The sequence below is a fragment of the Janthinobacterium sp. GW822-FHT07H10 genome, assembly GCF_058798675.1.
Genome location: NZ_JBXAKS010000006.1, coordinates 291,263 through 312,983 on the forward strand (window position 1 = coordinate 291,263; position 21,721 = coordinate 312,983).

Below are 21,721 nucleotides of genomic sequence, written 5' to 3' on the forward strand. Positions count from 1 at the left end.
GCGCGGGGAGGTGTTGCTATTTTGACCAAGGGAGACATCATGCACAGCGTTCAAAAGATTACCCCGTGTTTATGGTTCAACGGCCATGCGGAGGCGGCGGCCCTGTTTTATACGGGGATTTTTCCCAATTCGAAGATCGGGCAAATCCTGCGCTATGGCGAGGAAGGCAGGGAAATCCACGGCCAGGAGCCGGGCAGCGTGCTGACGGTGGCGTTCGAGCTGGACGGGCAGACGTTTACCGGCTTGAACGGCGGCCCCCTGTTCCAGTTTTCCGAAGCCATCTCGTTCCAGGTCAATTGCGAGACGCAGGACGAGGTCGACCATTACTGGAAGCAGTTGTCCGAAGGGGGGCCGAAGGAAGCCCAGCAATGCGGCTGGCTCAAGGACCAGTTCGGGGTATCGTGGCAGATCGTGCCCACCATCATGATCCGGCTGCTGACGGATCCCGATCCCGTCAAGGCCCAGCGCGTGATGAAAGCTATGATGGGCATGAAAAAGATCGACATCGAGCAGATCAAGCGCGCCTACGCGGGCTAGCTTGCCCGCCGGACAGGTTTCGCAGGGGGGAGTGCGTCCGCGTGCGGGCGCACGGCAGTCGCGCGCCCTGTCCAAGATGGCCGGCATTTGTTATAGTCCCAGCCATCTTTCCACCGCCTGACTGAACCGCCATGACGACCAGCACCCTTACCAGCAGCACCATCGCGCCCCGCACCTTCGGCACGCCCCTGTCTTCCACCGCCATCAAGGTCATGCTGCTCGGTTCCGGCGAGCTGGGCAAGGAAGTGATCATCTCGCTGCAGCGCCTGGGCGTGGAAGTGATCGCCGTCGACCGCTATCCGAACGCGCCGGGCCACCCGGTGGCGCACCGCTCGCACGTGATCGACATGAGCGACGGCGCGGCGCTGGCCGCCCTGATCGAGCTGGAAAAGCCGGACTTGATCGTGCCGGAAATCGAAGCCATCGCCACCGATACGCTGGCCGCGCTGGAAGCGGCCGGGCAGATCACCTGCATTCCGAACGCGCGCGCTGCCGTGCTGACGATGAACCGCGAAGGCATCCGCACCCTGGCGGCCGAAACCCTGGGCGTGGCCACGTCGCCGTACCGCTTCGCCAGCAGCCTGCAGGAATTGCAGCTGGCGTGCCAGGAAATCGGCTTCCCGTGCGTGGTGAAACCCGTGATGTCCTCGTCGGGCAAGGGCCAGTCCAAGCTCGATGGCGCACACGACGTGGAAACGGCGTGGGCGTATGCGGCCAGCGGCGGCCGGGTCGATACGGGCCGCGTGATCGTCGAAGGCTTCATCGACTTCGATTACGAAATCACCCTGCTGACCGTGCGCGCCGTGGGCGCCTCGGGCCACATTGAAACGCAGTTCTGCGAGCCGATCGGCCACCTGCAGGTGCAGGGCGACTACGTGGAATCGTGGCAGCCGGCGCGCATGGCGCCGCTGGCCCTCGAGCGCTCGCGCGAGATCGCGCGCAAGGTGACGGACAACCTGGGTGGCCTGGGCCTGTTTGGCGTCGAGCTGTTCGTCAAGGATGACATGGTGTGGTTCTCGGAAGTGAGCCCGCGTCCGCACGACACGGGCATGGTCACCATGGCCAGCCAGGTGCAGAGCGAATTCGAGCTGCACGCCAAAGCCATCCTCGGCCTGCCCGTCAACGTGGCGCTGCGCTCGCCGGCCGCCTCGGCCGTCATCTACGGCCAGGTCGAAGCGAAGGGCATCGCCTTCGAAGGCGTGGCGGACGCCCTGAACGTGCCGGGCGCGGACTTGCGCCTGTTCGGCAAGCCTGAATCGTTCGCGCGCCGCCGCATGGGCGTGGCGCTGGCCACGGCCGACGATATTGCCACGGCGCGCGAACGGGCCGTGCTGGCCGCCTCGAAAGTCAAGCCGGTCGCCCGCTGATGGCCGACCCCGGCCTGCCGCTGGCCGACGCCGGCGGCGACGACATCAAGCGCAAGCTGCGCGGCCACATCGCGCGGCGCAACCTGGCCGGCGCCGCCAACGACTGCAAGTGGAACGAACTGCTGGCCTTCATGCGCGGACGGACCGATTGGGTGCCGTCGTACCGCTATGGCTCCGTCTCCGGGTTTGTCTCGCGCTGGGATACGGAATGGGATTACCACCCGCCGTTTCCCTTCATGGGCGTGGAGTGGTTCGACATCGGCCTGTACTCGGAAGAACACGTGGGCATGCTGCTGCCGAAGACCATCATCGACCATGGCGCGTGGATCGTGCCGGAGCTGGAACGCATCGGCTTCGATTTCGAGGTGCGTGACAGGGTGGCGCGCATCTGGGGTTACTTGCCGCGCAGTTATGATGACTTTCCACCTGCTGACTAATTAATAAGCAAAGAGCATAGGCATGACAGACAACGAACACGATATCCCGCAAGTACCGCAACCGGACGACGCCGTCGTCGGCAAGGAAGCGGGCGCGCAGATGCTGGCCGCGGCCTGCGCCGCGCGCGACGCTTTTTATGCCACGCTGGGCACGGTAGACGCCGACGTGCTGGCGCCGGCGATCAACCCTGCCTTCATGGGCGGTCCGCGCTGGCCGTCGCTGCGCCAGGCCTGGCGCGTGATCCGCCGGCCTGGCTCCATCCTCCTCGCCAGCGATGGCTTGAGCGACCCGTTCGAGGATGACGACGACGTCTTCGTGCCGCGCGGCCATCTGCTGGAAGTGTGCGTGGAAGCGCCGCTGGCCGCCTTCGACGGCGCGGACGTGTCGCGCTCCTGGCTGTTCGACCTGATCTACCAGGTGAGCCAGAACGTGGCCGATCACGGCTCCATCGACCTGCTGCTGCAGCGCCATGGCAGCGTCTCCATGGTGCTCGACCTGCGCGATGCGCCGGCCGGACTGGAAGACGAGAACGAACAGGTGGGCGTGCTGCTGCACCAGGCGGCAAGCACGATTCCGCCATCGTTCGATACGCCGTATGGCGAAGTGCTGCTGCTGACGGCCACCGTGCTGCAGCCGGCGGAACTGGCCTTCATCAGCGAGGCCGACGACAAGGCGCAGTCGCGCCGCGACCTGGCTGCCGCGCTGGCCGCGTCGCCGGCGGGCCATCTGAGCGTGGCTGGCCGCGCGGCCGTCATGCCCCGCTAGGCGGCGCCGGTACGGTTTCCTCCACCGGCGCTACCGGCTCGACCGGCGCCACCGCCGGTTCGGCGGCGCTGGCGGGCAGCGCCACGGCATCGGGCACGGACGCCGCTTCGGTGGCGGGCGGCGCCGCCGGCGCTTCGCGCCACTTGCCGGCCGCCTTCAGCTTGTTCTTCAGCCCCGGCAGCGGAAAGCCCAGCGCATAGGCCTTGTGCGCATGGACGCCTGCCTTCTCGTATTCCTTCTTTTTTACATACATCAGGCCCAGGTTGTACTGGATGGTGGCCTGCTCGGGCGCCAGGCGGCTGGCCGCGTCCAGCTGCTCCAGCGCGGCCGTGTCCTGGCCCGTGGCCAGCAGGTAGTTACCGTACACCATGCGCGCCGTCACGTCGTGCGGGGCGTAGGCGATGGCGCGCTCGAAAAAGCAGCTGACCGTGTAGCGGGCGCCGCCCGGCTGCGCGCTTTTCTGGCGCAAGCCCAGCTTCGCCATCGAGGCCAGCGCCCGGTGGTGGTTCGGGAAGTGCTCGAGCGTGTAGCTGATGTCGGCCCCCAGGCTGCCCGTCATGCCGTGCGTGAGCGTTTCCACGGCCCGCGAAAAGTGGTAGTTCTCGACCACGGCCAGGCCGGCGCGGTCTTCTGCGCTCGTGTAGTCGCCGCCCGGCGTGTGCTTGACGTAGGGCGGGCACTCGGCCGCCATGGCGCCGAGGCAGCAGGCGGCGAGGACGCAGGCGATGGACAGACGCTTCATGGTGGACTCCTGTGGCTGACCTGGTCCAGCAACTCGGCCAGGGCGTTGCAGCGGGCTTGCCGCGATTGCAGGGCGATGGCGTCGCTGCTGGCGAGCGGCGCGCGGCCCTGGCGCGCCAGTTCCAGGAAGCGCAGCAGGGCGCGCGCGCAGTCGCCGCTCGAGGCCAGCTGGCCGATGGTGTCGATGCCGCAGTGGCGCAGCTTGGCCGCGCTGTCGCCGGCCAGGTCGGTTAGGGCCAGGACCGGCCGGCGGCAGCGCAGGTATTCATACAGCTTGGCGGGAATCTGCCCGTTGCAGTTGGCCGCCTGCAGCAGCAGCAAGCCGTCGGCGGCCAGCATTTCGCGTAGCGCGTCCTGGTGCGGCAGCAGCGGCGCCAGGGTCACCAGGTCGTCGATGCCGTACTTGCGCAGCAGGCCGGCCAGCCATGCATCGTGGCCCGTGGCGCGCAGCAGCAGCTGGAAATTGCGCGCGTGCAGCGTGCCGTCGAGGCGTAAACGGGCCAGCGCCTCGAACAGCGGCTGCGGGTCGCGCTCGGACGGGTAGATCACGCCGCTGTGCAGCAGCAGGAAGCGGCTGTGGTGGCCGCGCGGCCCGTGCAAGCCTGCTGCGCCGTAGCCATCCTCGTCGTAGCCGTTCTCGATCAGCGTGAAGCGCCCGCGCGCCACGTGCGCCAGGCGGCGCCGGTGCGCGGCCACGGCGCCCGGCGTGGTGCAGACGATGGCCGCGCTGCGCGCCGCGATGTGCTGTTCGATCCACGCATGCATGCGGTGCAGGCGCGCTTCGGGCGGATACGGCGCCAGCGCGTCGCTGTCGTCGAGCATGGGATCGCGCTGGTCGGCGATCCACGGCAGGCCGCTGAGTTTTTGCAAGGTCATCGCGATCAGGTGCGCCGTGGCGATCGGATACGTGGACCAGATGGCGTCGGGCCGGTACTGGCGGATCAGGCGCAGGCCGGCCGGCACGGCGCTCAGCCACCAGGAACTCCAGCGGTCGGGCAGGGCCAGGCAGCGCGGATAGCGCCCGCCGATGGCCAGGTGGCGCGCCGCGTCCAGCGCCAGGGTGCGGCGCACGGTGGTGTGCGCGCCGATCTGCGCCAGCTGCGACGCTCCCTGCTGCGCGTAGGCGAATGGCCTGGGGCTGAGCACCAGCGGCTGCCAGCCGCGGTCGGGCAGGTGGCGCGCAAAGCCCAGGGTGCGCAGGATGCCGCTGCCGCCGGCCAGCGGCGGAAAATGGTAGGCCACCATCAGCACCCGTTTCGGCGTGGACGCTACCATGAGGCGATCCAGCGCGCGCACAGCTGCTCGACGTCGGCGCGCCAGGCGGCGCTGGCGAACGTGTGGTTGGCGCCGTCGACCTGCGCCTGCGCCCATTGCGCGCGCGCGGCCACGGCGCGCCAGGCAGGATCGCCATCGAACAGGGCCTGCCACTCGCGCGCGCCGAGGTCGTCGCCGCTGAGGATCAGCAGCACCTTGCCCTGGAACTGCGCCAGCGCCCGCAGCAGCGCCGGCGCGGGCGCATCGCTTTCCTCCGGCGCGGCGGCGCGCGTGGCGGCCGTCACCTGCCGCAGCGAGGCCAGGCTGGCGCCCAGCGGCATTCCGCCCCCGGCCAGCTTGCGCCAGAAGGCGACTTGCAGCAGGCGCGGCAGATAGTAATGGCGCAGGGTGGCGCGCGCCAGGCCGGTGCCGCTGCGCACCCACGGGTTGAGCAAGACCAGGCCTGTGATGCGCGCGTCGCGCGGTGCATGGCAGGCGGCCGCCGTGGCGCCGTCGCACAAGCCCCACAGCACCGCCTCGCGCAGCGCCGGCACGGCGTCGAAGAATTGCGCCAGCGCGCCGGCGATGTCGGGACCGGCGGCGCGGTAGTCGCGCGGCGCGCCTTCGCTGTCGCCCATGCCGCGCAGGTCGAAGCGCAGCACGGGCACGCCGAGCTGCGCCAGCGCCCGCGCCAGCAGGACGAACTGGCGGTGGCTGCCGACCCGGTATTGCGGCCCGCCCGTGACGATCAGCACGCCGCGCGGCCCCGGCGCGGCGGGCAGGCTGAGGATGCCGACCAGGCGCGCCTGCGCATCGGCGTCGGCATCGACACCGTCGGCCGCGCTGCGAAAGCGCAGGGCCAGCTGGTGCACGGCCTGCAGGCCGGTGTCATCGCGCTTCATGGCGCCATCCTTTCCCCGTCGAGCCAGTCGCGGCACAGTGCCCGCGTGGCGTCCAGCAGTTGCGGACACGCGAGCAGTTCGCCGTTGTGCCAGAACGGACCGTCGCCGAAGGTGGCCACGTGCATGGCGGCGCCGTGGTCGCGCCATTGCCGCGCCAGCGGCGGCACGGATGGCGCGCCCGCCTGCTCCGGCCTCTGGTAGTCGAGCCAGTAGACGGGGACGCGCGGCGCCAGCACGCCGGCATCGACGTCGTCGATGGCGTGCGCCAGCGCGGGCGCCAGCAGGTAGCCCGCCACTTCCACGGGCCGGCCGGCGGCCAGTTCGGCGCGCGCATGGCCGGGCGCTTCCTGGGCGCCGCTGGCCAGCAGGCGGCGCGCCAGGCGCAGGCGCAGGAAGCGGTCGATGCAGCGCCGGCCATCGAGCTCGGGCTGCCACAGCAGCAGGCGCGCCACGGGCAGCGGCGCGCGGCTGGCGAAATCGAGCGCCAGCAGGGCGCCCAGGCGCAAGCCCCACAGCGTCAGCGGCCCGTCGACGCGCTGCGCCAGCCACGCGCAAGCCAGGTGCAGGTCGTTGTGCCAGATGGGCCAGCGCGCCTCGCCGAAGTCGCCGCTGCTGTCGCCGCAGCCAAACAGGTCGATCTGCAGCACGCTGTAGCCGGCGGCGGCGAAGGCGCGCGCCTGCGCGGCGGCCACGTGGCGGCTCTTGTTGAGCTCTTCGGCGAACGGGTGGATGTACACGATGCCGCCGCGCACGGGCTGGCCCGGCGCGGGCAGGTGCAGCAAACAATAGCGCTGGCCGCCGCTGGCGGGCATGAAGAAGGGCAGCAGGGGCAGCGCCGCGGAAACGGTATGGCTCATCGGCGCAGCTTTGCAAAGACGAAATCGTGCAGGGTGCCGACGGTGGCGAAATGGCGCGCGTGGATATCCTCGTCGGCCACCTCGATGCCGAAATGCTCTTCCAGCGCGGCGATGACGCCGATCACGGCCATCGAGTCGAGCTCGGGCACGCTGCCCAGCAGCGGCGTGTGCGCCTCCAGCGCCCGGCCGTTCAGGCACAGGGTGGTGTCGAGGATGCGCTTTACTGCTTCAAGATGCGGCATGTCAGCTCCAGGGAAGGGTAGTGGGGCAGGCGGCTGGTGTCGAACGCCAGGCGGGGAACGCTGCCGGCATGGCGCGACAGGTGCAGATAGGGCGGCAGGCTGGCGGCCATCCATTGCCAGCCGCCGCAGCGCAAGAAGGTGGCCGTACCCAGCGCGTGCGTGCCCAGGCGCGCATGGGCGGCCAGCGAAGCGCGGTTGAAGCGCGAGATGCGGCTGCACGACCAGCGCACGCCCTGCGCATGCAGCACCGCGTTGGCTTCTTCCCACAGGCGGGCGAAGACCAGGCCGCCGCGCTGCTGCGGATGCACCCACACGTCCAGGTCCCACGCCGATTCGGGCGAGGCCAGCGCATAGCGGGCGCGTACCTCGTCTTCCAGGCAGCCGTCGCGCAGCAGCCACAGCCAGCCGGCCATGGGCGCTTCGCCGGGTTCCTGCGGCGCGGCGCGGGCCACCAGGCATTGCGCGCCCTGGCGGTAGCGCTCGCGCAGCGCGCCGGGGCGGCGCATGGGGCCGGGCGGCAAGTCCGCTTCCGCCAGGCAGGGCGTGACCGTGATGGCGCGCCCGCGGCCACGGCACAGCGAGCCGGGCGCCACGGCTTGCGCGACGAACTGGTAGCGGTGCAGCGCGCAGCGCCCGCCCGGCGCGCGCGCCAGCAGCCGCGCCACGGCCAGCCAGGCGCTGTCGCGCCAGCCCAGCTGGCGTATGCTGGCGGCGAGGCGGCGCAACGGGCGGGAATCGGGCAGAAAGGCCATGGCGATCACGGATGGGGCGGCTATGCAGCCAACGCTGTCCATTAGAGCGCAGCGGCCAGCGCGGGTCTTGCGCCGCCTCAAGTGTTATGGCAACTGTCACACTGCAGCCGTTACTTGATAAAAATCAAGACCGCTGGGTCCGTTTATCCCAATCATAGGGGATACATGCACGAGCATGCCGACCAGGGGGCGAGACGATGGCAACACTGATACACGAGCTGATAGGCGAGACGGCGCGGCGCGCCCCCGGGGCGCCGGCCCTGTCGTGGCAGGGCGAGGAAACCAGCTATGGCGCTTTGGAACAGTCCGTGCGCGATTGCGCCTGGGCCTTGCTGACCCTGGGCCTGGCGCGCGGCGGGCGGGTCGGCGTCTATCTGGAAAAGCGCCCGGAAAACGTCAGCGCCATGTTTGGCGCGGCGGCGGCCGGCGGCGTGTTCGTGCCCGTCAACCCGCTGCTCAAGCCGGACCAGGTGGCGTACATCCTGGCCGACTGCAACGTGGCCATCCTCGTCACGTCGCGCGAACGCCTGGCGCAGCTGGGTCCGGCGCTGGCCGCCTGCCCGGACTTGCAGGCGGTATTGCTGGTGGGCGAACCCGGCCTGGAATCGGCCCTGGGCCGCCTGCGGCTGCTGTCCTGGAACGCCGCGCTGCAGGCGGCCGCGCAGCATGAAGGCGACGTAGCGGCGCCGCACGCCGTGATCGACACGGACATGGCCGCCATCCTGTACACCTCGGGCAGCACGGGCAGTCCGAAAGGCGTGGTCTTGTCCCACCGTAACATGATGGCGGGCGCCCTCAGCGTGTCGGGGTATTTGCACAACACGCCGCGGGACCGCATCCTGTGCGTCCTGCCGCTCAGTTTTGACTATGGCCTGAGCCAGCTGACGACGGCCTTTGCCAGCGGCGCCTGCGCCGTGCTGATGAATTATCTGCTGCTGCGCGACATCGTCGAAGCCGTGGAGCAGGAAGCCATCACGGGCCTGGCCGCCGTGCCGCCCCTGTGGGTGCAGCTGTCGCAGCTGAGCTGGCCCTTGTCCACGCCCTTGCGCTACATCACCAATTCCGGCGGCGTGATGCAGAAAACAACGCTCGACAAGCTGCGCGTGGCCTTGCCGCGCACGCAGGTCTACCTGATGTATGGCTTGACGGAGGCGTTCCGCTCGACCTATCTGGCGCCCGAGCAGCTGGAGCGGCGTCCCGATTCCATCGGACGCGCCATCCCAAACGCGGAAGTGCTGGTGCTGCGTCCCGATGGCAGCCTCTGCGCGCCCGACGAGCCAGGCGAACTGGTGCACCGTGGCGCGCTGGTGGCGCTCGGCTACTGGAACGACGCGGCGCGCACGGCCGAGCGCTTCAAGCCGTTGCCGCCGCAGGCCAGCGGGCTGGTGCTGCCGGAGCTGGCCGTCTGGTCGGGCGACACCGTGCGCCGCGATGCGGACGGCTATCTGTATTTCGTCGGCCGCAGCGACGACATGATCAAGACGTCGGGCTATCGCGTCAGCCCGGCCGAGATCGAGGAAGTCGTGTATGCGAGCGGCCTGGTGGGCGAGGCGGTCGCCCTGGGCGTGCCGCATGCCGTGCTGGGCCAGGCCATCGCCTTGCTCGTCACGCGGGCGCCAGGCGTGGAATTGCTGCGCGACGCCGTCCTGGCCGCCTGCCGCGCCCGGCTACCCAGTTATATGGTGCCGCTGTGGGTCGATATCCGCGACGGCGCCTTGCCGCGCAATCCGAACGGCAAGATCGACCGTCCGCTGCTGGCGAAGGAACTGGCGCGCGCGTATGCGGTCCAAACAGGAGCAGGCGCATGAACGCGCCCGGACTGCCGTCGCATGCGGCTTTGCGCCAGTTCGCCGTGGCCGACGACATGCTCGAAGTGGGCGGGGTACCCTTGCGCCGGCTGGCGCAGCGCGTGGGCGGCACGCCATTTTATGCGTATGAACGCGCGCATATCGTGCGCCGCGTGGCCGAACTGCGCACCGCCTTGCCGGCTGGCGTGCATGTGCATTACGCGATGAAGGCCAATCCCATGCCGGCCGTCGTACAGCTGCTGGCGGGACTGGTGGACGGCATCGACGTGGCGTCGGGCGGCGAACTGGCGACGGCGCTCGATACGACGATGCCGGTCGGGCGCATCAGTTTTGCGGGGCCGGGCAAGAGCGATGCGGAACTGGCGCGCGCCGTGGCGGCGGGCGTGCTGGTCAATGTGGAATCGCGCGCGCAGCTGGACAGGACGGCACTGGCCAGCGAACGCCTGGGCCTGGCGGCCCGGGTGGCCGTGCGCATCAATCCCGACTTCGCCTTGCGCCGCACGGGCATGCGCATGGGCGGCGGCGCGCAGCCGTTCGGCGTCGATGCGTCCCTCGTGCCGGCGCTGCTGGGGCGCATCGGCCAGCTGGGGCTGGACTTTCACGGCTTTCATATCTACGCCGGGTCGCAAAACCTGTCGGGCGTGGCCCTGGCCGAGGCGCAGGAGCACAGCGTGCAACTGGCGCTGGAACTGGCGCCGTGCGCGCCCGGCCCCTTGCGCGTGCTGAATATCGGCGGCGGCTTCGGCGTGCCGTACTTTCCCGGTGAACAGCCGCTGGACCTGGAACCGGTGGCCGCCGGCTTGCAGTTGCAGCTTGACAAGCTGGGCGCGGCGGCGCCCGGAGCGCGCCTGAATTTGGAACTGGGCCGCTACCTGGTGGCCGAGGCGGGCATCTATGTGTGCAAGGTGCTTGAGCGCAAGGTATCGCATGGACAGGTGTTTCTCGTCACGGATGGCGGTTTGCACCACCACCTGGCCGCCTCGGGCAATTTTGGCCAGCTGATACGCAAGAATTACCCGGTCGCCATCGGCAACCGCCTGCGCGGCGGCGCGCGCGAGCTGGCGTCCGTCGTCGGCCCCCTGTGCACGCCGCTCGACTTGCTGGCCGACCAGATGGAGATGGCGCGCGCCGAGGAAGGCGATCTGGTGGTGGTGTTCCAGTCGGGCGCGTATGGCTTGACGGCCAGCCCGACGGCCTTCCTCGGCCATCCGCTGCCGGCCGAGGTGCTCGTATGAGCGGCCTGTGCGGTTGGTTGACACTGGGCGGGGTGGGCGGGAATGTCGCGCCGGGTGCCGCCCATGCGGACCACGCGCATGCGCATGATGGCACCGATGCTGACGCTGGCGTGGCGAATGACCGCGTTGCCAGTGCCGCCTGCGGCAGCGGCGATGCTGGCGCCGTGCCGGCCGCCGCCATGGCTGGGGCCGCGTCGCCGGCCGCGCAGCATATGGCTGCCGGCCGGCAAGCCGGCCTTGGCTCTGGCGCGGATGGCCGCCTGGCGGATCAGCCGGCAGCCGAACCTGCCGGCGCTGGCCTGTCCGGCGCCGCAGCGGCTACCCAGGCCGATGCCGTGGCGACGGCGGCGCTGTCGCGCATGGCCGCGCCGCTGTCGCGTTTTGACTCGGCGCCCCTGGCCGCCAGCGCGGGCGAGGCGGGCGCCGTGGCCGTGGCCGCCATCGACGGCAGCCGCCACCTGCACCAGCAGGAGGGCTTGCAGGTGGCGATCTGGGGCCGGCCCGCGCTCGATGGTTCGACGGACGACGTGGCGCGCCGCCTCGCTTCCCTGTGGCTGAGCCGGGGCGCGGCCGCCTGCGCCTGCCTGTCCGGGCCGTTCGCGCTGGCCATCGTCGATGCGTGCTCCGGCGCGGCCCTGCTGGCCGTCGACCGGGCCGGCATCCACCCGCTCAGCTACACGAGCAATGCGCACGGCCTGTTCTTTGCTTCCTCGCACGATGCCTTGCTGGCCCATCCGTCCGTGCGCGGCGCCCTCGATCCGCAAGCGCTGTACCACTATCTGTTCTTCCACATGGTGCCCGCTCCCGCCACGGCCTACCTGGGCCAGCAGCGATTGCTGCCCGGCGAATACCTGCACGTGCGCGCGGGCCGGCAATGCAAGGGCAGCTACTGGCAGCTCGACTTCCAGGAAAACGCGCTGGCGCACACGGGCTTTGCGGGCAAGAAGCAGGAATTCCTGCGCACCCTGCGCCAGGCCGTGGAAGCGGGCCTGGGCGCGGATGGGGAAAGCACGGGCGCTTTTCTCAGCGGCGGCACCGACAGTTCCACCGTGGCCGCCGTCGTGGGCCAGGTGACGGGCCGGCCGGCGCGCACGTATTCGATCGGCTTCGACGCGCCCGGCTACGACGAGATGGCCTACGCGCGCCTGGCCGCCCGTCATGCGGGCAGCATCCACCATGAGCGCTACGTGACGCCAAACGACGTGCTGGCCGCGATACCCGCCATGGCGGCCGTATTCGACCAGCCATTCGGCAATGCCTCGGCCATCCCCGCCTTTTACTGTGCGCAGATGGCGCGCGACGATGGCGTGACGCGCCTGCTGGGCGGCGATGGCGGCGACGAATTGTTTGGCGGCAATGAACGCTACGCGCGCCAGGCCTTGCTGTCCGGCTATGAGCGGCTGCCGGCGATGTTGCGCCAGGCCATCATCGAGCCGCTGCTGTTTCGCCGGCGCGTGGAACGGCCGTGGCGGCTGGGCGACAAGGCGCGCCGCTATATCGAACAGGCCAGCATGCCCTTGCCGGCGCGCCTGGACAGCCATAACCTGCTGCTGTGCCATGGCCACCGCACGGTGCTCGAGGACGGTTTCATCGATACCATCGACCCCGGCATGGCGTCCGGCTGCCTGAACGGCGCGTACTGGCAGCGCCAGGGGTTGGGCCTGAGCCAGATCAACGAGTTGCTGGCACTGGACATGCGCTTTACTTTGGCCGACAACGACTTGTTGAAGGTGCGCAAGGCGTGCGAGCTGGCCGGCGTGGAAGCGGCGTTTCCCTTCCTGCACGACGCGATGGTGGCGTTTGCCGCGCGCCTGGCGCCGCGCGACAAGCTCGACGGCATGCGGCTGCGGCCATTCTTCAAGCGGGCGCTGGCGGACATCCTGCCGCCGGCCATCGTGCGCAAGAAAAAGCACGGCTTCGGCTTGCCATTCGGCCTGTGGCTGCACAGCCATGCGCCGCTGCGCGAGTTCGCCTTCGATAACCTGACGCAGCTGCGTGGGCGCGGCATCGTGCGGCCCGCCTTCATCGACGACTTGCAGGGAAGGCTGCTGGCCGAGCATCCGGCCTATCACGGCACCATGGTGTGGCTGCTGCTGATGCTGGAGCAGTGGCTCAGCCAGCATCCGGCTGCGCTCGGTGCGCTTGCGCACGGTTTTGCCGCATGCGCCACAGAAACGCCAGCCGTCCTCGATCCCACGGCGTAAAACGGGGCAGCTGCAGCATGTCGAGTCCCGCATGGGGGCGGGCCACGCCCCAGTCCGTGGCGACGGCCGCCGTAAATCCCAGGCTGCGCACGATCTCCACGTGGGCCGCGCCGTAGTCCTGGCCTGCCTTGCCGTTCGGATAGGCAAACAGGGTGACGGGCGCCTGTATCAATTCCTCGAGCTGGCGCTTGCCATTCGCGATATCGAGGCGCGCGGCGCGCGGCGACAGGGTGGCCAGGATAGGATGGCTGACCGTGTGCGCGCCCAATCCCATGCCGGCCGCGTGCAGGCGGCGCAGCTGTTCAGTGCTGAGCATCTGCGGCCGGCGCATGGTGGCGCCCGCCATCCGGCGAACCTGCACGGCCAGGCACTGGCGCTGGGCGAAGGGCAGGTATTTGAGCTGGCCCAGCAAGGTGGCGATGGCGGCGCGCCGCTGCGCCAGGCTGGCGATGGGCAGCTTGCCTAGGCCATATGCGTGCAAGTCAAGGCTGGGGCCGGGCGCGTGGCGCACGCCTTCGATCACGCTGTCGTTCCACATTTGCCCGCCGTGCAGATAACCGGTGGCGATAAAGAAGGTGGCGTGCATGGCGTGGTGCTGCAGCAGCGGCAGGGCGACCTGCGCATTGTCCGCATAGCCATCGTCAAAGGTGATGCATGCGGCGCGCGCGGGCAGGCTGCCATCCTGCAGGCGCCGCACGGCCACGGCCAGTGGCAGCGGCGTGTAGAAGCGCTTGAGCAGGCGCAGCTGGCGCTCGAACAGCATGGCGTCGACTTCGCCGGGAAACAGGGGGTCGGGCCGCGCCAGCACGCGGTGGTAGATCAGGATCGACAGGGAGGGCGTCATGGCGGTCATGGCTGCTCCGCGACGGAAGTCTTTGCCTTCTCCACGGCCCTGGGCCTGGCGCGGTGCGCCAGCGGCGCGTGGTCGCGCGCATGCTGCTCGACGACGATGCGCGTGGCGATCAGCACGGCCATCAAATAGTAGGGCATGTCGAAATACAGCAGGCTGAGAAAGGCGCCGCCCACGGCAAAGCCGATCAGGCTGGCCTGGCTCATGGTGGCCAGGCCGTGTGCCCAGCGCAGCTCGGCGTTGCCGCGCGTCAAACGGATGATCACGGCGGCCGTATGCCAGGTGGCGATGCCCAGCGCCAGGTAGATGGCCAGGCCGACGAAGCCATGTTCGCCCAGCGCCTGGAAGTAAATGCTGTGCGCCGCGTGCACGTCCATGGGATTCGGCGCATAGCGGGCGAAGACGACCGGCTCGGAGACGTCGAAGCCGCCGCCGAAGAAGCGGTCGCGCGCCAGGTTGTAGGCCATGCGCCAGGCATTCAGGCGGCCCATGGCCGAGACGTCGTCCTCGTAGCTGTGGATGGTGTCCATGCGCTCGCTCCAGCGCTCGGGCATGAAGGCCAGCAGCAGGGGAGCGACCAGGCACAGCAGCGCTCCCAGCACCAGCTTGCGGTCGCTTTTCAGCCACATGAACAGGCCCATGGCGGCAATGGCCAGCAGGCCGCCGCGCGAATACGAACCCAGCGCGGCCAGGGCCGACAGCAGCATCGCCGCCGACAAGCCGTGGCGCAGCCAGCGCCTGTCCGTGTTTTGCTGCAGGTAATACATGAGCGGGATGGTGATGATCAGGGCCAGGGCCAGCGAGTTGTTGTCACCGATGAACGTTTCTTCCGGCCCCCACACGCGCTCCGTGCCGCCGCTGCGAATCGTGAAGATGCCGCCTTTCACGCCGTAATAGCCGATCGAGCCCACCAGCACCCACACGAGGCGCACGATATCTTGCCGCGTGCGTATCACCATCATCACCACAAAGCTCATCAGCATGATCTTCATGACCTTGTTCCATTGCTCCCACGACGGCTCGGGCAGCAGCGCGAACGGCGCCGTGACGTTCATCCACGCCGTAAAGAGCAGCAGCAGCACGCTGACGGGCGTCAGCGGCAGGCTGCGGGGCGCATGCGTCATCACCAGGCTGAGCATGGTAGTGATGGCGATGATGAAGGCGAAGGGCAAATGGGTGGCAAAGCCCCACGCCTGCGTGTGCGGATTCATCACGCTGACCCAGACCCACATCAGGCCGCCAATGGCCGGCGTCTTCAGGATGAAGGGCAGGGAGCCCAGGATGATGATGGTGACGATGATGTCGCGCATGAAGGGGGACGCTCCTCGTTGTCTCCTGCCGCCGGCGCCCTGGGACCGGGTCTTGATGCCGGTCAACGGGCTGGCGGGCAGGCTGGTTACACTGGTTTCGTGCGCTGTGCATCGGCATCACTCCATCACATCAGCATCACTTCATCAGTTTGATGATAGTAAGACCAAGGAGGCTTGCGCTTGTTGACCGTTCTCATGGCGACCTACAATGGCGCCGGCACCTTGCCCCAGGTCTTGCAGGCGTACATGGGCTTGCGCCCGCCACAGGGCGGCTGGCGCCTGGTCATCGCCGACAATGGCAGCAGCGACGCCACGGCAGACGTGATCGCGGCCTTCCGCACGCGCTTGCCTCTCAGCTCCGTGTACGTGGCGCGGCGCGGCCGCAGTCCGGCCCTGAACGACGCCGTCGAACACGCCTTGCGCCACGGCGGCGATGGCAGCGAACTGTTCGTCTTTGGCGACGACGACGCCCTGCCCGAGCGCGACTGGCTGTGCCGCCTGCAGGACAGCGCACGCAGCCATCCCGGCTACGCCCTGTTCGGCGGCGCCATCGTGCCCGCCTGGCGCGCAAGGCCGGCGGACTGGCTGCTGCGCCTGACGCCCGCCGGCCTGACGTGGGGCATCACCAGCCCCGGGCTGCGCGACGGCCCCGTCTATCCGGGCCTCGTATGGGGCGCCAACATGGCCATCCGCCGCCGCATCTTCGAGGCGGGCGCACGCTATGACGAAAGCATCGGTCCGCAGGGAGCCAGCTATGCCATGGGCAGCGAGACCCGGCTCAACCTGGAAATGCACGCGGCCGGCAACCCGTCATGGTTCTGTCCGCAGGCCAGGGTGGCCCACATCATCCGCGCACCGCAGGTGCGGCGCGACTGGATATTGAGGCGCGCCATGCTGTTCGGGCGGGGCCAATGCCGGCTGGCCCTGCCCGAGGCCAGCGTGGAATTGCTCGGCGTGCCGCGCTGGATGCTGGGACGCTACCTGCGCGACACCGTGGGCGCCGCGCTGGCCTGGCTGCGGCGCGACCCTGCCAGCCTGTTCCTGCACCAGTGGGAGCGGGCGAAGCTGCGCGGCTTTTTCCATGAAGCGTGGCGCGGACGGCGCAAGCGGCTGCCGCGCATCGTCATCAGCAGTTATTCGGGCGAACTGGGCGGCATGGAGCTGCGCATGGCGCAAGAGGCGCGCATGCTCGACGACAGCGGTTACGACAGCGTGCTGGCGCTGCGGCGCTTTCCCGGCTTTGCCGCCTGGGCGCAGGGCTTGCGCGCGCAGCGGCTGCGCGTGCGCGTGTACGAGCCGCCATTGTTTCTCGAACACTGGGCGTGGCGGCGCTGGAACCGGCTGCGCGCCATGCTGACGGGCGCTTGGCGGCTGCGCCGGCTGCGGCCCGACCTCGTCCACGTGGCGTTTTGCTGGACCAGTTATGGCGCGTCCATCGTCTGGCTGGCGCGGCAATGCAGGCTGCCGGCCGTGATCAGCGTGCACAATGCGTTTCCGCTGGCGCCGTTCAGCGACTGGCAGCGCCCGTTCCTGCGCGAAGCGTTCCGCGCCGTGAAGGGCGTGTATGCCGTGTCGCCGTCGGCCATGCGGCATTTCCTGGACCTGTACCGCGACATGCTGGAGCCGGCCACGCGGCTGGCCGTGATCCCGAACGGCGTCGATACGGACGCCTTCATCGTCTCGCCCGAGCGGCGCGTGCTGGCGCGCCGGCAGCTGGGCTTGCCGCAGGACGCGCTGGTGCTCGGTTCGGTGGCGCGGCTGTCGCCGCAAAAGCGGCCGCAGGCGCTGCTGGCCCTGTTCGCCCGCCTGGCGCCGCAGTTTCCCGGCCTGTATCTGATACTCGTGGGCACGGGGCCGCTGGAGGCCATGCTGCGCCTGCAGGCGCAGCAACTGGGGCTGGCGCCGCGCATCGTGTTTGCCGGCTTCCAGGCGCGCATCGACTTGCTGATGCCGGCCTTCGACCTGCATCTGCTGCTGAGCAAGAACGAAGGCTTCGGCATCGCCACCATCGAAGCGATGGCCTGCGGCGTGCCGGCCGTGGGCACGGATGTGCCGGGCACGCGCGATATCCTGCACGACAGCGGCGGCGGCTTGCTGCTGCCGCCCGGCGACGAGGAGGCCGCCTGCGACGCCGTGGCCGGGCTGCTGCGCGACGCGCCGCGGCGCGAACGCATGGGACGGCTGGCGCGCGCGGAAACCGTGCAGCGCTATTCGATGCCGCGCCTGCAACGCCAGCTGCGCCAGTTCTATGCGGGCCTGGTGTAGGCGCGGGCCGCCGCGATGAACGCCACGCGCCATTCCTTCCTGTTTTCCTTTGCCGAGAAATACACGGTGCTGTTGCTGGGCATCGTCGGCACCATGATCTTGTCGCGCCTGCTGACGCCGGCCGAGGTGGGCGTGTATTCGCTGGGCGCCGTGCTGGTGGCGCTGGCGCAGGTGGTGCGCGACTTCGGCGTGGGCCAGTACCTGATCCAGGAAAAGCGCCTGGACCGCGTGAAACTGCGCGCCGCGCTGGCCACCAGCCTGCTCGTGGCGTGGCTGCTGGCGGCGCTGGTGGTGCTGGCCAGCGCGCCGCTGGCGCGGTTTTATGGCGAGCCGCGCCTGACGCCCGTGCTGCGGCTGCTGTCGATCAACCTCGTGCTGATCCCGTTCAGCGCGCTGACCTTGCCCATGCTGCGCCGGCAGCTGCGCTTTCGCGCCATCTATGCCATCAACGCGGCCAATAGCGTCGTCAACCTGCTGGTGGCCGTGCTGCTGGCGCTGCTGGGCCACAGCTACATGAGCATGGTGTGGGCGGCGCTGGCCGGCGCGGTCGCATCTCTACTGGTGAGCCTGCTGCTGCGGCCGAAGGAACTGCCATGGCTGCCGGGGCGGCGCGGCATGGGCGCCATCGCCAGCTTTGGCGCGTATGCGACGGGCGGCGGTCTCGTCGACGAGGCGGGCGTGGCGGCGCCGGACCTCATCATCGGCAAGCTGATCGGCATCGACAGCCTGGCCCTGTTCGGCAAGGCGCAAAGCGTGCTCAATCTCTTCAACCAGGCCATCACCAGCGCCATCTCACCTGTCGTGTTCCCCCTGTTCGCGGCGCGCGCGCGCGAGGATGGCGAGACGGGCAGGGCGGGCGGGGCGGCAGATGTCTACCTGCGCACGATCAGCTATATGACGGCGCTGGCCTGGCCGTTTTTTCTCTTCCTCGGGTGCATGGCTTTGCCCTTGGTCAAGGTGCTGTATGGCCCGCAATGGCTGGGCTGTGTGCCCTTGATACGCATCATGTGCCTGTCGGCGGCCGTGTATAGCATGTTCAGTATGGCGCGCTACCTGTTCGTGGCGACGGGCCAGATGCGCGCCCAGGTGCGGCTCGACGCCTGGGCCGGCAGCCTGAAGGTGGCGGCGCTGCTGCTGGCGGCGCCGCTGGGACTGGTGGCCGTGGCCTGGGCCGTGGTCTTCAGCAATGTGCTGCGCAGCTGGCTCGCGTATGGCTGCTTGCGGCGCTTGCACGGCTTGCACTGGGGCATCCTGGCGCGGGCCGTGCGCAAGAGTCTGGTCCTGTGCGCGCTCAGCGGTGCGCCGCCGCTGTGCATGCTGCTGTGGCTGCCGGACGAGCTGCCGTATGGCGCCGCGCTGCTGGCGCTGGCCGGCACGGGACTGGCCACCTTGCTGTGCTGGATCGCCGGCGTCTTCCTGGTGAAACACGAGATCGCCGCCGAGTTTCTGTTATTGCAACGCAAGCTGGCCAGCCGCTGGCTGCCCGTCAAATCACCGCGCTGAGCGGACCCGCAACGGTCCTGGATGGCGCGCAGGAACGAAAGGACGACCATGCGTGTCGGTATCCTGTCTTATCCGATGCTGTTCCAGCGCGACGGCGGCTTGCAGGTGCAGGTGCGCGAGACCGTGGCCGCGCTGAACCGCCTGCACACTCACGCGGCGCGCCCGCTCGAGGTGCAGCTGGTCGACGCCAACCACGAGCGGCTGGCCGATTTCGACGTGCTGCACGTGTTTTCGGCAAGCAACGGCAACTATCGCATCGTGGAAACGGCCAGGGAACTGGGCGTGCCGGTGGTGCTGTCGCCGCTGCTGCCGCCCAGCTGGAGCCGCGCCAGCGCCTGGCGCGCGCGCCTGGCCGACCGGCTGGCGGGGCGGCTGACGGAATGGATGGTGCAAACGAGTTACGCGCAGACGCGGCGCGCCCTGCTGCTGGCCGATGTGGTGGTGGCGCTGGGCGAGGCCGAACGCGACGCCATCGTGCACGGTTTCGGCATGCCGGCCCAGTCCATCCGCGTCTTCCCGAACGGCATCAACCCGCATTTCTTCACGGCCAACGGCGACCTGTTCCTGCGCGAGACGGGCATCGCCGGGCCGTTCGTGCTGATGGTGGGCAGCATTTCGCCGTATAAAAACCAGTTGGGTCTGGCGCAGGCGCTGGCCGGCGCCGGCTTGCCGCTGGTGTTGATCGGCGCCGCGCCACGCGAGCAGCAGGGCTATCTGCAGCAGTTGCTGGACTTGCCCCACGTCAGCTGGCTCGGCGCGCTCGACCATGCCGACCCGCTGCTGGCCAGCGCCTACCATGCGGCGGCCGTGGCCGCGCTGCCGAGCCAGGGCGAAGTGTTTCCCCTGAGCGTGCTCGAAGCGCTGGCGGCCGGCACGCCCGTCGTCATGACGGCGCAAAGCGCGCTCGACTTGCCCGATTCCGCGTTTGCGCTGCGCAAGGTGCGCTGGGACGACGGCGCCGCGCAGCGGCTGGCTATCACGGAACTACTGGCGCAGCCACCCGCGCGCCTGCGCGTGCAGGCGCTGGTGGAGCGGTTTACGTGGGAACGGGTGGCGGGCCAGATCGCCGATTGCTATGTCCAGCTGCATGCGGCCGCCGTTGCCGCCGCGCAGCCGTCAAGGAGGAGCCATGCTGTTTAATTCCTTTGCTTTCCTGTGCGCCTACCTGCCCATCGTACTGGCAGGCTATTTTCTGCTGGAACGCCTGGCGCCGGCGGGCACCAGGGCGGAGCCCGGCTGGCGCCGCCTGGCACCCGCCGCCTGGCTGGCCGCCGCCTCGCTGTTCTTTTATGCCTGGTGGGACGTGCGCTACCTGCCGCTGCTGCTGGCCTCGATCTGCCTCAATTATGGGGCAGGCCGGCTGATCGGTTCGAGCGCGGGCGCGGCCCGCAAGCGCGTGCTGGTGGCGGCACTGGCGCTGAACCTGGGCTTGCTCGCCTGGTATAAATACGCGAACTTCTTCATCGACAGCGTCAACGCCGTGGCCGCCGGCGCGGGCGCGGCCAGCCTGCCGTGGTCCGGCCTCGACATCGTGCTGCCGATCGGCATCTCCTTCTTCACCTTCACGCAGATCGCCTTCCTCGTCGATTGCTACCGGGGCGAGGTGCGCGAATACCGCTTCATCCATTACGTGCTGTTCGTCAGCTACTTCCCGCATTTGATCGCCGGCCCCGTGCTGCACCACCGCGAGATGATGCCGCAGTTCGCCGACCCGGCCAGCGGCCACCCGCGCGCGGCCAACCTGGCCATCGGCATGTCGATTTTCGTCGTCGGGCTGGCGAAAAAAGTGCTGATCGCCGACAACCTGTCGCCGCTGGCCATTCCCGTCTTCGCGGCCGGCGCCGAACCGAACCTGCTCGAGGCGTGGATCGGCGTGCTGGCCTATACCTTCCAGCTGTATTTCGACTTTTCCGGCTATTCCGACATGGCCATCGGCCTGTCGCGCATGTTCGGCGTGAAATTGCCGCTGAACTTCAATTCGCCGTACAAGGCCGCCAACATCACGGAGTTCTGGCGCCGCTGGCACATGACACTGTCGCGTTTCCTGCGCGACTATCTGTATATCGCCATGGGCGGCAGCCGCCGTGGCGAGGCCATCCGCTACCGCAACCTGATGCTGACCATGCTGCTGGGCGGCCTGTGGCATGGCGCCGGCTGGACCTTCGTCATCTGGGGCGGCTTGCACGGCCTGTTCCTCGTGGTGCAGCAGGCGTGGCGCCGCGCGTTCGGCGCGGCCACGGGACGCTGGTGGCCGGCCGCGCTGACATTTACCGTCGTCATGCTGGCCTGGATCTTCTTCCGCGCGCCCGACGTGGCCACGGCCTGGGACATCCTCGGCGCGCTGGTGGGGGCGAACGGCGTGAGCCTGCCGCGCGGCCTGGCCAGCCATGCGGCCGGCCTCGCGCAATGGGGGCTGCAACCCGCGTTCGACGGCATCCGCTGGATCGAGCTGATGGGCCCCGGCTTGCCCGTGCTGCTGCTGGCCATCGTGCTGGCCTTCAAGGCGCCGAATACGCAAGAAATATTCTTTCTGTACGAGCCCGCGCTTGAAAGAATATTTCAGCCCGAAGGGCGCTGGGCCTTCAGCTGGCGGCCCACGCGCGGCTGGAGCCTCGGGTTTGCCGCGCTGTTCGTCGCCTGCATCTTCGGCATGAACCGGGTCACCGAATTTCTCTACTTTCAATTCTGAGC

Annotated in this window: 19 protein-coding genes; 11 read left to right on the top strand and 8 right to left on the bottom strand. The window is 69.1% G+C overall.

Annotated elements, in window-relative coordinates; all coding sequences use genetic code 11:
* The first annotated feature begins 39 nt into the window (after positions 1-39).
* From AC1RDJ_RS16355 to AC1RDJ_RS16370, 4 genes are all read left to right on the top strand, one after another.
* Positions 40-537: a VOC family protein gene (locus AC1RDJ_RS16355; protein WP_071326466.1), complete on the top strand. Its 498-nt coding sequence runs from the start codon at positions 40-42 to the stop codon at positions 535-537.
* A gap of 131 nt (positions 538-668) precedes the next feature.
* Positions 669-1,904, top strand: coding sequence for a formate-dependent phosphoribosylglycinamide formyltransferase (gene purT / locus AC1RDJ_RS16360; protein WP_083411813.1), 1,236 nt, complete (start codon positions 669-671; stop codon positions 1,902-1,904).
* Positions 1,904-2,341 (top strand): DUF6678 family protein, encoded by a 438-nt coding sequence (locus AC1RDJ_RS16365; protein ID WP_493028097.1) that lies wholly within the window; start codon positions 1,904-1,906, stop codon positions 2,339-2,341. The genes purT and AC1RDJ_RS16365 overlap by 1 nt, the downstream gene beginning before the upstream one ends.
* 22 nt (positions 2,342-2,363) lie before the next feature.
* Positions 2,364-3,107 carry a hypothetical protein gene (locus AC1RDJ_RS16370; protein WP_083411812.1) on the top strand — a complete coding sequence of 248 codons (744 nt, stop codon included), beginning with the start codon at positions 2,364-2,366 and terminating at the stop codon, positions 3,105-3,107.
* Here AC1RDJ_RS16370 and AC1RDJ_RS16375 read toward each other — a convergent pair.
* From AC1RDJ_RS16375 to AC1RDJ_RS16400, 6 genes are read right to left on the bottom strand one after another with little or no spacing between them, the layout of a single operon-like run.
* Complete coding sequence (locus tag AC1RDJ_RS16375) at positions 3,094-3,849, bottom strand: tetratricopeptide repeat protein (RefSeq protein WP_493028098.1); 756 nt, start codon at positions 3,847-3,849, stop codon at positions 3,094-3,096. The two genes, AC1RDJ_RS16370 and AC1RDJ_RS16375, sit on opposite strands and share 14 nt — an antisense overlap.
* A complete protein-coding gene (locus AC1RDJ_RS16380) occupies positions 3,846-5,123 on the bottom strand; it encodes a glycosyltransferase (RefSeq protein WP_493028099.1) in 1,278 nt (425 codons plus the stop codon). The genes AC1RDJ_RS16375 and AC1RDJ_RS16380 overlap by 4 nt, the downstream gene beginning before the upstream one ends.
* On the bottom strand, positions 5,117-6,004 hold the full coding sequence (locus AC1RDJ_RS16385) for a hydrolase 1, exosortase A system-associated (RefSeq protein WP_493028100.1): 888 nt from the start codon (positions 6,002-6,004) through the stop codon (positions 5,117-5,119). The genes AC1RDJ_RS16380 and AC1RDJ_RS16385 overlap by 7 nt, the downstream gene beginning before the upstream one ends.
* The gene (locus tag AC1RDJ_RS16390) at positions 6,001-6,861 is read right to left on the bottom strand and encodes a hydrolase 2, exosortase A system-associated (protein WP_493028101.1); all 861 of its coding nucleotides are present in this window, start codon (positions 6,859-6,861) and stop codon (positions 6,001-6,003) included. Before AC1RDJ_RS16390 ends, AC1RDJ_RS16385 begins: the two co-directional genes overlap by 4 nt.
* Positions 6,858-7,103, bottom strand: a complete 246-nt coding sequence (locus AC1RDJ_RS16395; RefSeq protein ID WP_493028102.1) for an acyl carrier protein — start codon at positions 7,101-7,103, stop codon at positions 6,858-6,860. The genes AC1RDJ_RS16390 and AC1RDJ_RS16395 overlap by 4 nt, the downstream gene beginning before the upstream one ends.
* Positions 7,082-7,855 (bottom strand): GNAT family N-acetyltransferase, encoded by a 774-nt coding sequence (locus AC1RDJ_RS16400; RefSeq protein ID WP_493028103.1) that lies wholly within the window; start codon positions 7,853-7,855, stop codon positions 7,082-7,084. The genes AC1RDJ_RS16395 and AC1RDJ_RS16400 overlap by 22 nt, the downstream gene beginning before the upstream one ends.
* 197 nt (positions 7,856-8,052) lie before the next feature.
* Between AC1RDJ_RS16400 and AC1RDJ_RS16405 the strand changes: the two genes are divergently transcribed.
* From AC1RDJ_RS16405 to AC1RDJ_RS16415, 3 genes are read left to right on the top strand one after another with little or no spacing between them, the layout of a single operon-like run.
* Positions 8,053-9,663, top strand: coding sequence for an acyl-CoA ligase (AMP-forming), exosortase A system-associated (locus AC1RDJ_RS16405; RefSeq protein ID WP_493028104.1), 1,611 nt, complete (start codon positions 8,053-8,055; stop codon positions 9,661-9,663).
* The gene (locus tag AC1RDJ_RS16410) at positions 9,660-10,898 is read left to right on the top strand and encodes a pyridoxal-dependent decarboxylase, exosortase A system-associated (protein ID WP_493028105.1); all 1,239 of its coding nucleotides are present in this window, start codon (positions 9,660-9,662) and stop codon (positions 10,896-10,898) included. The genes AC1RDJ_RS16405 and AC1RDJ_RS16410 overlap by 4 nt, the downstream gene beginning before the upstream one ends.
* Positions 10,895-13,102, top strand: a complete 2,208-nt coding sequence (locus AC1RDJ_RS16415) for an asparagine synthetase B family protein (protein ID WP_493028106.1) — start codon at positions 10,895-10,897, stop codon at positions 13,100-13,102. Before AC1RDJ_RS16410 ends, AC1RDJ_RS16415 begins: the two co-directional genes overlap by 4 nt.
* On the opposite strand, the gene AC1RDJ_RS16420 is transcribed toward AC1RDJ_RS16415, so the two are convergent.
* Both AC1RDJ_RS16420 and AC1RDJ_RS16425 read right to left on the bottom strand, forming a co-directional pair.
* Positions 13,011-13,955, bottom strand: a complete 945-nt coding sequence (locus AC1RDJ_RS16420; protein ID WP_493028107.1) for a polysaccharide deacetylase family protein — start codon at positions 13,953-13,955, stop codon at positions 13,011-13,013. The genes AC1RDJ_RS16415 and AC1RDJ_RS16420 overlap by 92 nt on opposite strands.
* Entirely contained in the window at positions 13,952-15,262 is a 1,311-nt protein-coding gene (locus tag AC1RDJ_RS16425) for a putative O-glycosylation ligase, exosortase A system-associated (protein ID WP_493028108.1), read from the bottom strand. The genes AC1RDJ_RS16420 and AC1RDJ_RS16425 overlap by 4 nt, the downstream gene beginning before the upstream one ends.
* A gap of 180 nt (positions 15,263-15,442) precedes the next feature.
* On the opposite strand from AC1RDJ_RS16425, the gene AC1RDJ_RS16430 reads away from it, so the two are divergent.
* The 4 genes from AC1RDJ_RS16430 to AC1RDJ_RS16445 are packed head-to-tail and all read left to right on the top strand — an operon-like array spanning position 15,443 to position 21,719.
* Complete coding sequence (locus AC1RDJ_RS16430) at positions 15,443-17,527, top strand: glycosyltransferase (RefSeq protein ID WP_493028109.1); 2,085 nt, start codon at positions 15,443-15,445, stop codon at positions 17,525-17,527.
* Between the two features lie 15 nt (positions 17,528-17,542).
* Complete coding sequence (locus tag AC1RDJ_RS16435; RefSeq protein ID WP_493028110.1) at positions 17,543-19,030, top strand: oligosaccharide flippase family protein; 1,488 nt, start codon at positions 17,543-17,545, stop codon at positions 19,028-19,030.
* 48 nt (positions 19,031-19,078) lie between these two features.
* On the top strand, positions 19,079-20,170 hold the full coding sequence (locus AC1RDJ_RS16440) for a glycosyltransferase family 4 protein (protein ID WP_493028111.1): 1,092 nt from the start codon (positions 19,079-19,081) through the stop codon (positions 20,168-20,170).
* Positions 20,160-21,719 (top strand): MBOAT family O-acyltransferase, encoded by a 1,560-nt coding sequence (locus tag AC1RDJ_RS16445; RefSeq protein ID WP_493028112.1) that lies wholly within the window; start codon positions 20,160-20,162, stop codon positions 21,717-21,719. The genes AC1RDJ_RS16440 and AC1RDJ_RS16445 overlap by 11 nt, the downstream gene beginning before the upstream one ends.
* Positions 21,720-21,721: the final 2 nt, after the last annotated feature.